This window comes from Streptomyces sp. NPDC088252, assembly GCF_044740965.1.
GTDB lineage: Bacteria > Actinomycetota > Actinomycetes > Streptomycetales > Streptomycetaceae > Streptomyces.
Map to the genome: position 1 here is coordinate 663,313 of NZ_JBIURS010000002.1, position 13,811 is coordinate 677,123.

The following is a 13,811-nucleotide window of genomic DNA, read 5'->3' on the forward strand; positions in this document are numbered from 1 at the left end:
GTCGAGTCGGGCGTGCGTCGTGTGGTGGGTGTCGCGTCAGGCTGCGAGCGCGTACGCCGGGGGCGGCCCGCGCCTGATCACCATGTGCTGCAACGTCTCCCCGGTGGCGGGGACCGGGGTGTCGGCCCCGGTACGCGGGATGCGCGGCCCGGTCGTCGGACCCCCGGGCAGGCCGGCGCGCAAGGCGTTCACCAGTGAGAGTGCGGCGCGCAGCGCGCGCAGCCGGGCCCCGGCCGCGAGCTGCTGGACGCCGTGCGCGGAGAGCCGGGCGAGCCGGAACAGCGCGATCTCGCCCCGCCGCAGCAGCCAGCCGGTGGCCACGGCGGCCAGCAGGTGGCCGAGCAGCATGGGCAGGCCGGGCAGCAGACCGGCGAGGCCGACGGGATCCGCGCCGGTCGCGGACGCCATGTGCTGATGGCCGGCGGCCGTCACCGACGCCGGGTCGATGCCCGCCGTGGTGACGATGCGGCGAGCTTCGGCGGCGTTCAACTGGGCGGGTCCCATGCCGCACACAAGGCTCGCCGCGAACCGGATCAGCGGGTCGTCGCCCGTCGTCGTTCCGGTCGGCGTGGCATGCGCTCCCACGCCGAAGAGGGTGTGCAGGGCGATCTGTCCGCCGGCCAGTGCGGCTGCGATGGACGGCAGCGAGCGTTCGCGTCCGGCCAGCGGTGCCGCCACTGCGAAGACCCCCAGGAGTCCGGCGAGCAGGGTCCACCAGGGGACGGCCGCGCAGGACGCCAGGGAGTGGCCTGCCGCGGACAGCGCGACACAGACCGCGGTGAACACCGCGGCCCTCAGGAGCCGCAGACCGGCTCCGGCGCGTGCGACAGGCATAGACATGGCGGGGCCATCATCGCACCGCACCGCCGACTTGGGTACGGCAGGTCCGGAAGGTCGGCTTCCGTCCGATGGGACGCGGGCCGTCACCGGTGTGGCCGGGGCCGGGCACCGTGTGGGGAGATCACCGGGCCACGGGCGGATCCGCAGGCCCGGTCCGGCATACACGGGATGTACGGCGTGCGGGTATCCGCCGAATGAGCGGTCTCACATCCGGTCCGTGCTTACGAATGGTCCAGTGCGGCAATAGGTATCGGTATGTCGAGCCGCAGCCAGGAGGCTGGAGCATGAGCATCTGGTGGTCCCTCCATTTGCGGCGCGAGGCTGCGAGCGTTCCGCTCGCCCGGCGTTTCCTGCTGGGCGCCATGGAGACCGCGGGCGTGGACCCGGACATCTCCTTCGACCTGTCGGTCGCGCTCAGCGAGGCCTGTGCGAACGCCGTTGAACACGGCGGCGACCACAGGAGCCGGGACGAACAGAGCGTCGGCCGCGATCCGTGGGACGTATGGGACGAGTTGCCCGGGACGGCCTCCGGTGAGTACCGGGTCACCGCCTATCTGGACGGCGAGAAGTGCCGTATCGAAGTCGCCGATTCGGGGCCCGGTTTCCCCGCCCGTCGCATGCTGCGCGCGTCGGCGCCGCAGCACGAGCCCCAGCAGTACCCGCCGCTCGGCGCGGAGGACGGCAGGGGGCTCTGCATCATCGAGCAGCTCGCCGATCACGTCCACTTCGGCAACCGTCCCGGCCGCGGCGCCGTGGTGAGCTTCGACAAGGTCCTTAAATGGCGGAAGGGCGCCCTGCTCATGGCTTCCTGAGCGGGGCGCCCTCCGGCGTGCGGGAGGCCCGTCGCCGGACCCTCCGGATCAGCCCTTGAGCCGAGCCATCCACGCCTCGACCTCGTCGGCCCGGCGCGGCAGCTTGTCGGAGAGGTTCCGGTTGCCGTCCTCGGTGACGAGGATGTCGTCCTCGATCCGGACGCCGATGCCCCGGTACTCCTCGGGGACGGTCAGGTCGTCGGTCTGGAAGTACAGACCCGGCTCGACCGTGAGGCAGACGCCGGGCTCCAGCGTCCCGTTGACGTACGTCTCGGTGCGCGCAGCGGCGCAGTCGTGGACGTCCATGCCGAGCATGTGGCCGGTGCCGTGCAGCGTCCAGCGGCGCTGGAGCCCCAGCTCCAGGACCTTGTCCACGGACAGGTCGCCGAGCAGGCCCCACTCGACGAGCTTCTCGGCGAGCACGCGCTGCGCCGCGTCGTGGAAGTCGCGGTAGTCGGCGCCGGGCTTGACGGCCGCGATGCCCGCTTCCTGGGCCTCGTACACCGCGTCGTAGATCTTCCGCTGCAACGGCGTGAACGTGCCGTTGATCGGAAGGGTGCGTGTCACGTCGGCGGTGTAGAGGTCATTGGTCTCCACACCGGCGTCGAGGAGCAGCAGCTCACCGGAGCGCACCGGCCCGTCGTTGCGCACCCAGTGCAGGGTGGTGGCGTGCGGACCGGCCGCGCAGATCGAGCCGTAGCCGATGTCGTTGCCCTCGATGCGGGCGCGGAGGAAGAAGGTGCCCTCGATGTAGCGCTCGCTGGTCGCCTCGGCCTTGTCGAGGACCTTCACGACGTCCTCGAAGCCGCGTGCGGTGGCGTCGCAGGCCTTCTCCAGCTCGGCGATCTCGAAGGGGTCCTTGACCAGCCGGGCCTCGGAGAGGTGGACGCGCAGCTCCTCGTCGCGCTCCGCGGTGACCTTGTCGGTCAGCGCGGCCTCGATGCCCGCGTCGTGGCCGCGGACGTTGCGCACCGGGCCGGTGGCCTCGGCCAGCGCGGCCGGGAGCTCGCGCACGTCCTTCGCCGGGATGCCCAGCAGCTGCTCGGCCTCGGCGAGGGAGTGGCGGCGGCCGACCCACAGCTCTCCCTGGCCGTCGAGCCAGAACTCGCCGTTCTCGCGGTTGGAGCGCGGCAGCAGATGGATGGTCGCCTCGTGCCCGTCCGGCGTCGGCTCCAGGACGAGGACGCCGTCCTGGGTCTGGTCGCCGGTGAGGTACGCGTACTCGGTGGAGGCGCGGAAGGCGTACTCGGTGTCATTGGAGCGGGTCTTCAGGTTGCCCGCGGGGATGACCAGGCGCTCACCGGGGAAGCGCGCGGAGAGCGCGGCGCGGCGGGCGGCGGTGTGTGCGGCCTGGGCGATCGGTGCGAGGCCCTGCAGCTCGGTATCGGCCCAACCGGACTTCATGTTCGCGGCGAGTTCATCGGAGACGCCCGGGTACAGGCCGTTCTTCCGCTGCTTGACCGTTTCTTCTGCTTCGGTCTCCGGGTTCTCCGGGGTGAGCTCCTCAGCCACGACTTGTCTCTCCTTGATACGACACTGGACCTCATCCATCGTACGGGCGTACGGAAGGGGGCACAGGGCCGGAAGACCTGTTACACGACCGGGCCGGGGCGGGCGGCGCGGCTCAGTCGAAGCGTGCGGCCAGGATGACGACGTCCTCCGTGTCGCCGCCCTGGTCGAGCCCGTCCGGCAGCACGGTCCGCAGCACGTGATCGGCGACGGCCCCGGCGTCGTCGCGCAGCGCCTTCGGTACGCACGCCGCCGCCGAGTGGAGCCGTGCGAACGCCCGGTCCGTCGAGTCGCCGGTGCGGCGCAGCAGTCCGTCGGTGTAGAGGAGCACGGTCTCGCCGGACGCCGGGGAGATCTCCACGCTGGGCGCCTCCCAGCAGGCGAGCATGCCCAGCGGCGCGGAGACCGAGGTCTCGACGAACTGGGTGCGCCGGTCGCCGATCACGAGCGGCGGGGTGTGGCCCGCGCCGGCCAGCAGGATCTTGTGGCGGGCGGGTTCGCAGTAGGCGAAGAGGGCGGTCGCGGAACGGGCGGGTTCGGTCAGCCGCAGCAGCAGTTCCAGATCCGAGAGCACGGCGACCGGATCCTCGCCCTCCATCACCGCGTACGCCCGCAGACCGGCACGGAGTCGGCCCATGGCGGCCAGCGCGCTCGGTCCGGAGCCGTTCACCGAGCCCACGGCAAGACCGAGCGCGCCTTCCGGCAGGGCCAGCGCGTCGTACCAGTCGCCGCCGCCCTGGGGCGCCGTGCGGTGGCGTGCGGCCAACTGGACGCCGGCGATCCGGGGCAGCCGGCTGGGCAGCAGTTCCTCGGTGACCGTGGCGACATCCGCCCTGGCCCGCTCCAGCTCCAGCAGCCTGGCCAGGTGCTCGCCGGCGAATCCGACGTAGAGGCCGACGAGATGGCGTCGGCGTTCCAGCGGTTCGGCGGGCTCGTCGTACAGCCAGACGGCGGCACCGAGCCTGCCGGTCGCCTCGGCGCTGATCGGCAGGGTGTAGCTGGCGGCGTATCCGAGCCGGGCGGCGACCTCGCGGCGGTGGGGGTCCAGAGTGGTGTCGCCGAGCAGATCGGGGGTGGTCTGCGCTCCTTCGGCGTCCGGGAGACCTTCCAGGATCCGGCCGTAGGAGGTGGCCCGGCGCGGAATCGTTTCGATGTGCCCGAGCTCGGCGTGGGCGAGCCCGAGGCCGATGGTACTGACGGGGCCGCGGCGGTCGGACGGTTCGAAGACGACCAGACCGCGGCGGGCACCGACCAGGGCCGCTCCGGCGCTCAGCAGTTCGTGCAGCGCGTCGTCGAGCGCGCTGGTCCTGGCGAGCCGCTCGGTGAGTTCGTGCAGGGTGGTGAGGTCGGAGACCCAGCCGGCCAGCCGGTCCTGGATGAACGCTCCGGGCGCGGGCGGTACTTCGGACAGAGATCCGGCAGTGTGAGCTGAAACAGGAACCATGGGATCGATTCCGGCCACTTTCGGCAGGTGCGGGGCGCTCATGACAGTCGGCTTCCCCACCGGTGCGATTCGTCGAATAGCATCGCAAACCCCCATGTCATTCTGCGCCGCTATCAGTGCATCCACATGTACACGTAGCATCCACATGTACACGCACAAGTAAGGCGATGTCCAGCATTGTCCCTGCGGGAATTGTGGTGTCCAAGTAACTGCAAAGTTGGCTAAAAAATGCACCTGGTGGCGGTGATTTGCGGTCGACTGGGTGTGCTCGACAGGGGGTGTTCTCGGGGTGAAGTCCCAGAGGGAGCGTCATTTCGGGCATGCTGGGTACGTAATCCGATGATGACCAGGGGCAGTTCTGATCGCCCCGGAACCTGGCAGCGGGCCCAGGCGTCCTCTCCTGTGACGGCTACGCCCCCACCCCCGAGTGGCGGGGCTTGCACCTTGAGACGGCCGGCGCGACACGTGCGCTGCTCCTCGCCATGCTTGTGTCCGGACCCGCCTCGCCCTTGCTCGACCCGGCTCAGCTCATGCTCGGTACCGATGACCCACCCGTACCGTGATCCTGAAGAGCATGTACGCACAGTGAAGAGATATGCACGCAGTGTGACACACGCGTGGTGTGATGTGGTCCCTCGGCGTTCAACGGAAAGGAACGAGCGCTCATGCGCGAGATCCTCGGAAGGCGACGCAGGCTCCGGCTCCGACGCAGGACAAGGCCCGTCCAGCTCGACGCGGTCCTGACCTGTGCCACCGCATGGCAGTGGCCCGTGCTCCCCGGAGTGGGACTTGAGGCGGCCGGTGGTCGCGGTGACCGTGGCCGTGGCTGTGCCTGCCCCGATCCCGAGTGCGCCGTTCCCGGCGCACACCCCTTCGATCCCGGTCTCCTCGCGGCGACCACCGACGAGCGCATGGTGCGCTGGTGGTGGACCAATCGGCCTACCGCGCCGATCGTGCTGGCCACCGGCGGGCGTGCCCCGTGTGCGCTGAGCCTGCCGGCCGTGGCGGGCGCCCGGGCGCTGGCCGAGCTGGACCGGATGGGAACGCGGCTCGGCCCCGTGGTGGCGACGCCGACCCGGTGGTCGCTGCTGGTGGCCCCGTACACCCTCGAACGGCTCGGTGAGCTGCTGCACGCCCAGGACCGGGTGCCCAGTTCGCTGCGTTTTCACGGCGAGGGCGGCTATCTCGTCCTTCCGCCGTCCGAGGTGGGGGCGGGGCAGGTGCGCTGGGAACGGGCTCCCGCACCGGTCCCCGGCCGGGGCTCGAACAGAGGAGGGCCCGTCCCCGGACCGGCTTCGCCGTGGCTGCCGGATGTGGGAGCGGTGCTCGACGCGCTGGTCGAGGCGAGCAACGGCGCGCCGGACGGCGGCAGTCGGCTCGCCTACTGACAGGTGGTCGACTCACCCGTCCGGGCGCGAGTCGACCAGCGTCCCTGCACGGAGACGCGCGGCACCGGGGTGTTGGCATTCTCGATATCTCCGGCGGGGCATTCGGTGGAGTATCAGGGATTCGGGTGAGGCCGTCAGGTTCCGAAGGTGCCGGTGGATGTTGCCGCGCGATTCTTCGCGTGATCGGTGTCGCGGGTGTGCGCGGCGTGACAGCGTGTCGGCGCGCACCGGCTCCGGTTTCCGTTCGCGCTCTTCTCCCGCCCGCTCTCGCGGTACCTCTTCCGGTCCCGGCTCCTGCCGGTCGATGCAAAGTCTGCCGCTGCAAAGCCCTTCCGCGAAGGTATTTCTGATGGGCCTTCCGGAAGTCCCGCGAAGAGTTTTTCGAAGATTTATTCGAATGACTTCACGGGAGTGATATTCGTACGGGAGTTCCAGTGGCCGGGGGGCTGTCCGCGATCCGTTCGAGACGGGTCGTTCCGGTGGAGCCCGCGGAGCGCCGGAGGGAAGGGGCGTCGTCGCCGATGAGGGCACGTCGTCAATCCGGGCCCTGTCGTGCCGTGTTGGCAGTGGAGCGCAGGTTCTGAGGGGCCGGGGGCGGCCGGAGCGGGAGGGGGCCGGCGGCAGGAAGTGTGTGCCGACGAGGGGGCCGTACGTCGGCTCGTGCGCCGCGTTGCGCGCTGTGCGCCACGCCCGGAAATGAGGATGCCCGATCGCTGGCGACGGGGGATGCACCAGCGACCGGGCTTCTAGAACGGTAACAAGAGATCTGCCGTTCGCAAATTCGATCTCGCGTATTCGGACAGCGATTTACCCATTGGTACGGCGAGTTGTGACGCGAGTCACGGAAGGGGGCCGGGAACCGTCACTGTCAGCTGAGCGTCACTTGGCGGTTGGTGAGCCCGCCGCGGGCCCGCCGCTCCTCCGCGGTGAGCGGCGCGTCCGAGGCGAGTGCCGCGGCCAGCCGCTCCGCGAGCTCGGCCGCGGGCTTCTCGCACTCCGCCGCCCCCATCGTGCTCGGCAGATCCCAGACCGGGACCATGAGCCCGTGCGCCCGGAAGGAGCCGACGAGCCGTGTTCCCTCGCCCAGCGAGGAGGTGCCGGCGGCGTGCAGCCGGGCGAGCGCGTCCAGGAGTTGCTCCTCGGGGTGCGGCATGACCCACCGCAGGTGGTTCTTCTCCGGGGTCTCGCACCAGTACGCGGCGTCCACGCCGGAGAGCCGCGTCGTCGGGAGCGCCGCCTCGTTCGCGCGCTCCAGGGAGGCGGACACCTCGGGCGTGGCGTTCTCCGCGTCCGGAACCCAGAACTCGAACCCGGAGTGGACGACGGGCTCGAACGCGGCGCCGGGGTCGAGCACATCCTGCAGCCGCGGACCGTCGGCCGGTACGCGCCGGGCGGCCACGGGCGAGCCGGGCTCGGAGGCCAGCGCCCGCTGAAGGATGTCCGCGAGGTCACGGCTGAGGTCGCCGGACGAGGTGTCGTTCTGCAGGGCGAGCAGCACCGAGCCGTCGTCCCGGCGCAGAGCCGGCCAGGCCATCGGCAGGACGGTCGCGAGGGTCACGGAGGGGACGCCCTCGGGCAGCCCGCCCTTGAGCGTCAGCCCGACCGTGGCGGCGGGCACCAGTTCGCGCAGAGCGACCCAGTCGCACTCGCCGGCCAGTCCTTCGAAGGGGCGGTGGACGAGCTCGGTCACGGCCTGGGCGGCGGCACGGCCGTGACACGCCTTGTAGCGGCGGCCCGAACCGCACGGGCAGGGCTCACGAGCCCCGACCACCGGGATCTCGCCATCCTTGAGCTGCTGCTTCCCGGCCTTGGTCTGAGGGCGCTTCTTGGCCATGGTGGGCTTTCTCCCGATTGCGACAGTGCGGTCTGGCCCGCGAGCCTAGCGGCCCCCGTCGCGTCCGGGACACACACGCCCGCGCGCCTGGCGGAACGGGGGTGCGGAACCCTGGTGCGTACGTCTCGTCGCCCATGGCGCGTACGCCTCGTCCACCGCCAGCGGTGCATCCGCCCGGCGGCGCACACACGTGCGCCGGTATGTGTGCCGGTACGGGTGCCCGTGCCGCCCGGATCTCGTACCGCCAGGTGTTCGTACCTGCCGTGACGGCTGAGATCCGTTCCCGCGCGGGGACGTCAGCCCACGTCGTCGAAGGCGTCCGCGAGACCCAGACCTTCGAGCCCCGGGCTGCTCGGCATGCCCGACACGCCCGGCCCACCTGACGAGCCCGACATGCCCGGCATCCCGGGGACCCGGCCGTGTCCCTCGTTGACGAGGACCCAGACGGTGACCTCGCCGGACGAACTGTCGCGCACGCCCCACTCCTCGGCGAGCGCGCTGATGATGTTGAGTCCGCGGCCGCCGCGCGCCGTCACCGAGGGTGTGGCCGGAATGGGGCGGGTCGGGCCGCCACCGTCCGTCACTTCCACGGTCAGCCCGCCGGTTCCGTCCACGCGCCACGCGGCGCGGATGTCGCCGTCACCCACATTCGTGTGTCGTCCCAGCGGCCTGCCGTGCCGACAGGCATTGCTGAGCAGTTCGGAAAGGATCAATACAGCATCGTCGACGACCGAATCCGGCACCCCGTGGCTGCGCAACTGCTCGCGCATCCGGTGCCGCGCCTGACCCACGCCCGCAGGGCCATGGGGTACGGCCATGCTCGACGACGTGGGCACTTCCTGTGCCACCACCAACGCCACCCCCGAGACCTCCTTTGCCCCACGCCACGGAGTGGATGCCCTCCCGGACTGGACCGGAAACCGGCCAATCGCCCGCCAGTGACGCACTCGTGACGATCGAATACGGTTCGAATGCGCCGGTGTACTCCGTGTCACTGATGTTAAGAGCGTCCCAGTTGTGACAGAACCTGCTTCGGGCGGTTCGTGATGATCGCCTCGACGCCGAGGTCGATGCAGAGCGCGACGTCCTCCGGTTCGTCGACCGTCCAGACGTGCGCGCGGTGTCCCGCACGGTGCAGGCGCTCGATGTAGCCGGGATGGCTGCGTACGATCCGCATCCCCGGACCGGCGATGCGCGCCCCGGCCGGCAGCCGCCCGTCACGCAGGCGCGGCGAGACGAACTGCATCAGGTAGACGGTGGGCAGGGTGGGGGATGCGGCCTGGATACGGTGCAGGGAGCGCGCCGAGAAGCTCATGATCCGTACCGGTGAGGGGCCGTCGGCCGGCGGGGCGTCGAGCTCGAAACGTTTCAGCAGATGGAGCAGTCGTTCCTCGACCTGACCCGCCCAGCGGGTGGGGTGCTTGGTCTCGATCGCCAGCTGGAGCGGGCGCCCGGCGGCCCGCGTCTCGGTGACCAGTTCGAGCAGCCGTTCCAGGGTGAGTACGGAGGTGAGCTCCCCGGGCACCGGATCCCAGTCCGGGGACTCGGACTCCTCGCGGTCCTTCCAGGAGCCGAAGTCGAGGGCGGCGAGTTCGGAGAGCTCCAGCGCGGAGACGGCGCCGCGCCCGTTGGAGGTGCGATTCACCCGGCGGTCGTGCACGCAGACGAGGTGGCCGTCGGCGGTGAGTCGTACGTCGCACTCCAGGGCGTCGGCGCCGTCCTCGATCGCCTTCCGGTATGCGGCCAGGGTGTGCTCGGGGGCGTCGTCGGAGGCGCCTCGGTGGGCGACGACCTGGATGGGATGGTGCATGGATTGCTGCCGTGCATGGGTCACTGCGTCATGGTGACACCGAGAGGCGACAGTCGCGTAGAGCTTGTGCCGCGGACGACCGCGCCTCGCTCCCTACAGTGCGCCGAGGCGGCGTGCGCCCCGCACCACGGCTTGCGCGGCAGCTCGCACCACGGCTCGCACCACGCCTTGCGCCGCCGCTGTGCGCGCCGCGCGCCGCGCCTTGCGCCGGGAGACCGTTTTGCCGGATGTAAAGATTGGCGTGCGGATGCACAGGTCCTGCTTACAGTGGCCTGACGTGCCTTGGGAAAAGCTGTCCCATGACACGTACACAGCGGATCTCTTGCCGAAGATGATGTGGAACCGAGGAGTAAAGAGCTGTGAGCACAGAGAACGAGGGCAACGAGGGCACTGCGGCCGAGGCCGTTCCGTCCGCACCTCCAGTGCCGGCCGATGCTCCTCGGGGGCCGTCTGGGAGCACACCCGCGCCCCCACCCTCCCCGGCGTACTCGCCGGGGCCGGACACGGAAGCAGCGCAGCCGTTCCCTCCGACGGGGGAACCGGCCCCCACCACTTCCATGCCTTCCGTTCCGGACACACCTCCCCCCGGGGTCCGGTCGGCCGCCGAGGCCAACTGGCCCCCACCCCCTCCCACCGTCCCCGCGTACGCGCACCACGGCGCGGACGGCGGCGGCCCGGTCTGGGGCGCACCGGACCAGCTCCACTCCCCGGTGGGCCCGCGCAAGCGCGGCATGGGCGGACTGGTGGCCGCGGTGGCGGCGGCGGCGCTGATCGCGGGCGGTATCGGCGGTGCCCTCGGGTACTGGGCGGCCGACCGGAACGGCACCACCTCCGGCGGCTCGACCACGGTCGCGGCGTCGGCCAACCCGCATGACCTCAAGCGAGACCCCGGCACGGTCGCGGGTGTGGCCGCCAAGGCGCTGCCCAGCGTGGTCACCATCGACGCGCAGGCCGGTGACGGCGAGGGCGGTACGGGCACCGGCTTCGTGTACGACAAGGAAGGCCACATCCTCACCAACAACCACGTGGTGGCTTCCGCGGCGGACAACGGCCAGCTCACGGCGACGTTCTCCGACGGAAGGAAGTACGACGCCGAGGTGGTCGGCCGGGCGCAGGGCTACGACGTCGCCGTTCTGAAGCTGAAGAATCCGCCCCCGGGGCTCACCCCGCTGGCCCTCGGCAACTCGGAACAGGTCGCGGTCGGTGATTCGACGATCGCGATCGGCGCCCCGTTCGGTCTTTCCAACACGGTGACCACGGGCATCATCAGCGCCAAGAACCGACCGGTCGCCTCCGGCGACGGTTCCGGCGGCAGCAACTCGTACATGAGCGCCCTGCAGACCGATGCCTCGATCAACCCGGGCAACTCCGGTGGCCCGCTGCTCGATTCGCGCGGCGCGGTCATCGGCATCAACTCGGCCATCCAGTCGACCGGCAGCGGTGTCGGCCAGACCCAGGCGGGCTCCATCGGCCTCGGCTTCGCCATCCCGATCAACCAGGCGACGAACGTCGCCCAGCAGCTGATCAAGACCGGTCAGCCGGTCTACCCGGTGATCGGCGCGACGGTCACGATGGACGAGAAGACCGGTGGCGCGGTCATCTCCGACCAGGGCGCGGCCGGTACGGCAGCCGTGGCGAAGGACGGCCCCGCGGCCAGGGCGGGCCTCAGGGCGGGCGACGTCATCACGAAGTTCAACGACACCGTGATCGACAGCGGCCCGACCCTGATCGGCGAGATCTGGACCCACCAGCCCGGTGATCAGGTGACGCTGACCTACAAGCGCAACGGCCGGACAGCGACCGCCGAAGTCACCCTGGGGGAGCGCAAGGGCGACAGCTGACCGGCTAGGCTGTCCTCTCGTCAACCTCGGTCCGTGGGCCGAGGGAGCGGGGTGGGTTGCCCGAGCGGCCTAAGGGAACGGTCTTGAAAACCGTCGTGGCAGCGATGTCACCGTGGGTTCAAATCCCACACCCACCGCCAGGTCAAAGAAGCAGCAGGTCAGAGGGCGGGTCTCCGAATCGGAGACCCGCCGTCTGCGTTCACCCTGTCTCACCCCGGATCACCTGTATCCCGGTTCTGACCAGTGCGTTTGGGCCATGTGTGGGCCAGACTCACGCACTCATCTGCCGGTGAGCCCCTGCTCGATCAGGGCGTTGGCACGGTCTTGCTGGCCCCGCAGGATCTTGGCGTAGAACCGGAAGAGCACGGTGAGGCTGTGGCCGGCGCGGCGGGCAACCTCTACCGGGTCGACACCCGAGTTGATCCACAGCGACACCCCGGCATGGCGAAGCGAGTAGGGCACGTCCGCCAGAGGCGACTCCGCTTCCGTCGCTGAGAGGGCCTTGAGCCGCGCCGCGTCCCAGAGAGCGCAGTACTCCGTAGACCGCACCCGCCCTCCCATGGCTGCCCGGAAGAGATGCCCGTCTTCGGTCATCCCGTACTTCGCCTTGTGCTCCCGGAGCATCGCCGTCAGCACCGGCGGGATGGGCACTGACCTGGTCGCAGTCCGGGCCCGGCGCTTGAGCCCTCGCTGCTCGAACGACTGCCCGTCGTCGGTCCAGCCCGCACCGACCTCGGGACGGCTCCCGGCGAGGATCAGTTCGCCCCAACCGGTCTCGGGGAGCGCGCAGTCCGAGTCTCGGAGAGCGGCGATTTCAGAGGGGCGCATGGATGCGTAGTACAGGCAGCCGAAGAATGCTGCCATGTGCGCGCCTCGCTCGCTGAGCTGCCGCACGGCGTCGATGAGGGCTGCGGCTTGGTCCGGGTTGGGGACATACCGGAAGTCGACCTCGTCGTCCTTGTCAGGAGCCGACCAGTCCACCCGGCCCAGAGGGTTGGAGGGGAGAGTGCCACGCTCAACGGCGTAGCGCAGGGTGTTGCTCAGAACCATGCGCTTTCGGTTCGCGGTGTTGGGGGCCGCGGGCTTCCCGTTGAGCTTCTTCGACAGGGCGTCCAGGGCCGCTCGCAGCCGCTCCGACCTGCTGGCCTCGGTCATCTTGACCGTGTTCTTCGAGATCCACGAGAGGGCGGCTGCGACATCCGCCGGTGGTTCCTCGATTTCGTGGCGGGGGCACAGTGTGTCGTCCGGGCCTGCGACAGCCCTGAACGCCCACCCGTACAACGCCTTTCGCAGGACGTTGTCCTTGGGCGCCCCACGTGACGTGGAGAGGAAGGCGGGCGTAACAGTGGCGAGTGTCTCGGCGATGCTGGCACGGTGCTTGGCTGCCGCCTTCGGCCACTTCATCAGCATGTAGGCCGTGGCGTGCTCGAACCATGTCGGACTGTTCAGCGCCTCGAACTCGGAGACAGGGAGACCGGTGTCCCTGTCGAACTGCTCCCGCTTGCGAATCGCCGCCATCAGTTCCGAGACTCGGCCTTCGGCCTGCGGCTTGAGCTTGAAACTCCGCGAATGGGTTCGCCCGCCGACGATCCACCGCACCTCGAACGGCTTTGGACGGCCCTTGCGCTGCCTGATCGACCAGATGTCTACGTCGTACGTGAGCATGGCTCTCCAGGAACGGAGAGGGCCCACCGAAACGGCGGACCCTCTCAAAGTGGGGGCGGATCAGGCGGCGGTCTGCTCGTACTGGCTCAGCCAGGCGTCCAGGTCGGTACGGCGGACGCGGATTTGCTTGTTGGGCAGCTTGATGAGTTTCGGGGCGAGACCGCGGGCGCGCATGCGGTAGAAGGCGGCGCGGCTCATGCCGAGTTCGGCGAGGACTTCGGGGAGCTTGAGCATCTGAGGGCGGGCCATGGCGGTGCACTCCTCGGTGAGGTGGCTCGGGGCCGTCTGGCCCCTTCCTGTCAGGTCCGCTACCTCCGCTACCTCCGCTACCGCCCTGGTCAGGGGCGTGATCGAGGTAGCGGATAGGGGTAGCGGTAGCGGATGAATCCGCTACCGGCCCGGCCCTGAAGGGCACGGGACCGGTAGCGGGTAGCGCTCAGGTAGCGGACGGGAAGAGCTCTGCCGCTACCGTTTCCGGGCCGCTGACCTGCGCGGTAGCGGAGGTAGCGGAGGTAGCGGCTCCTGAGGGGGGTGGGGGGCAGTAGCGCTGCCACGCGTCGTGAAGATCGAGGACGTAGTAGCCCTTGAGGACAGCTCCGGCGGACTTGATGTTGCGGGCCTTGACCGGGGTGTTGTCGGTGGTCATGTACTCGCCGAGCATCTTCGAC

Annotated in this window: 11 protein-coding genes, 1 tRNA gene and 1 pseudogene; 4 read left to right on the top strand and 9 right to left on the bottom strand. The window is 70.1% G+C overall.

The features are described from left to right. Positions 1-36: 36 nt before the first annotated feature. Complete coding sequence (locus ACIOHC_RS06775) at positions 37-840, bottom strand: hypothetical protein (RefSeq protein WP_365688605.1); 804 nt, start codon at positions 838-840, stop codon at positions 37-39. A gap of 284 nt (positions 841-1,124) precedes the next feature. Here ACIOHC_RS06775 and ACIOHC_RS06780 point away from each other — a divergent pair, with 284 nt between their 5' ends. Next, positions 1,125-1,652 carry an ATP-binding protein gene (locus ACIOHC_RS06780; protein WP_351076217.1) on the top strand — a complete coding sequence of 176 codons (528 nt, stop codon included), beginning with the start codon at positions 1,125-1,127 and terminating at the stop codon, positions 1,650-1,652. Between the two features lie 48 nt (positions 1,653-1,700). Here ACIOHC_RS06780 and ACIOHC_RS06785 read toward each other — a convergent pair whose 3' ends face one another. Together ACIOHC_RS06785 and ACIOHC_RS06790 are read right to left on the bottom strand one after the other, a co-directional pair. After that, positions 1,701-3,164 (bottom strand): aminopeptidase P family protein, encoded by a 1,464-nt coding sequence (locus ACIOHC_RS06785; RefSeq protein ID WP_351076214.1) that lies wholly within the window; start codon positions 3,162-3,164, stop codon positions 1,701-1,703. A 112-nt stretch (positions 3,165-3,276) separates the two neighbouring features. Then, positions 3,277-4,647 (bottom strand): PP2C family protein-serine/threonine phosphatase, encoded by a 1,371-nt coding sequence (locus tag ACIOHC_RS06790; RefSeq protein ID WP_351076212.1) that lies wholly within the window; start codon positions 4,645-4,647, stop codon positions 3,277-3,279. Between the two features lie 623 nt (positions 4,648-5,270). Between ACIOHC_RS06790 and ACIOHC_RS06795 the strand changes: the two genes are divergently transcribed. Next, positions 5,271-5,993, top strand: a complete 723-nt coding sequence (locus ACIOHC_RS06795; protein WP_351076210.1) for a bifunctional DNA primase/polymerase — start codon at positions 5,271-5,273, stop codon at positions 5,991-5,993. A gap of 868 nt (positions 5,994-6,861) precedes the next feature. On the opposite strand, the gene ACIOHC_RS06800 is transcribed toward ACIOHC_RS06795, so the two are convergent. The 3 genes from ACIOHC_RS06800 to ACIOHC_RS06810 all read right to left on the bottom strand — a co-directional run bounded on the left by ACIOHC_RS06800 (position 6,862) and on the right by ACIOHC_RS06810 (position 9,637). Further along, positions 6,862-7,827: a DUF5926 family protein gene (locus ACIOHC_RS06800; RefSeq protein WP_351076208.1), complete on the bottom strand. Its 966-nt coding sequence runs from the start codon at positions 7,825-7,827 to the stop codon at positions 6,862-6,864. A 296-nt stretch (positions 7,828-8,123) separates the two neighbouring features. Further along, positions 8,124-8,774, bottom strand: a complete 651-nt coding sequence (locus tag ACIOHC_RS06805; protein WP_351076205.1) for an ATP-binding protein — start codon at positions 8,772-8,774, stop codon at positions 8,124-8,126. Positions 8,775-8,827: 53 nt separating this feature from the next. After that, on the bottom strand, positions 8,828-9,637 hold the full coding sequence (locus ACIOHC_RS06810) for a glycerophosphodiester phosphodiesterase (protein ID WP_351076364.1): 810 nt from the start codon (positions 9,635-9,637) through the stop codon (positions 8,828-8,830). A 359-nt stretch (positions 9,638-9,996) separates the two neighbouring features. Between ACIOHC_RS06810 and ACIOHC_RS06815 the strand changes: the two genes are divergently transcribed. Both ACIOHC_RS06815 and ACIOHC_RS06820 read left to right on the top strand, forming a co-directional pair. Beyond that, entirely contained in the window at positions 9,997-11,478 is a 1,482-nt protein-coding gene (locus tag ACIOHC_RS06815) for a trypsin-like peptidase domain-containing protein (protein WP_401841729.1), read from the top strand. A 50-nt stretch (positions 11,479-11,528) separates the two neighbouring features. After that, positions 11,529-11,618: transfer RNA gene (locus ACIOHC_RS06820), tRNA-Ser, on the top strand. A 139-nt stretch (positions 11,619-11,757) separates the two neighbouring features. Here the strand turns inward: ACIOHC_RS06820 and ACIOHC_RS06825 are convergent. The 3 genes and pseudogenes from ACIOHC_RS06825 to ACIOHC_RS06835 all read right to left on the bottom strand — a co-directional run. Next, entirely contained in the window at positions 11,758-13,143 is a 1,386-nt protein-coding gene (locus ACIOHC_RS06825) for a tyrosine-type recombinase/integrase (protein WP_401841732.1), read from the bottom strand. Positions 13,144-13,203: 60 nt separating this feature from the next. Beyond that, positions 13,204-13,392, bottom strand: a complete 189-nt coding sequence (locus ACIOHC_RS06830) for a helix-turn-helix transcriptional regulator (RefSeq protein ID WP_401841734.1) — start codon at positions 13,390-13,392, stop codon at positions 13,204-13,206. 187 nt (positions 13,393-13,579) lie between these two features. Further along, positions 13,580-13,811, bottom strand: a pseudogene (locus tag ACIOHC_RS06835) (DNA primase); the annotation flags it as partial.

Bases quoted from the DNA above. Each gene is read 5' to 3' on its own strand.
- ACIOHC_RS06775 (WP_365688605.1), bottom strand. From the start codon at position 840: ATGTCTATGCCTGTCGCACGCGCCGGAGCCGGTCTGCGGCTCCTGAGG.
- ACIOHC_RS06780 (WP_351076217.1), top strand. From the start codon at position 1,125: ATGAGCATCTGGTGGTCCCTCCATTTGCGGCGCGAGGCTGCGAGCGTT.
- ACIOHC_RS06790 (WP_351076212.1), bottom strand. From the start codon at position 4,647: ATGAGCGCCCCGCACCTGCCGAAAGTGGCCGGAATCGATCCCATGGTT.
- ACIOHC_RS06795 (WP_351076210.1), top strand. From the start codon at position 5,271: ATGCGCGAGATCCTCGGAAGGCGACGCAGGCTCCGGCTCCGACGCAGG.
- ACIOHC_RS06800 (WP_351076208.1), bottom strand. From the start codon at position 7,827: ATGGCCAAGAAGCGCCCTCAGACCAAGGCCGGGAAGCAGCAGCTCAAG.
- ACIOHC_RS06810 (WP_351076364.1), bottom strand. From the start codon at position 9,637: ATGCACCATCCCATCCAGGTCGTCGCCCACCGAGGCGCCTCCGACGAC.
- ACIOHC_RS06825 (WP_401841732.1), bottom strand. From the start codon at position 13,143: ATGCTCACGTACGACGTAGACATCTGGTCGATCAGGCAGCGCAAGGGC.
- ACIOHC_RS06830 (WP_401841734.1), bottom strand. From the start codon at position 13,392: ATGGCCCGCCCTCAGATGCTCAAGCTCCCCGAAGTCCTCGCCGAACTC.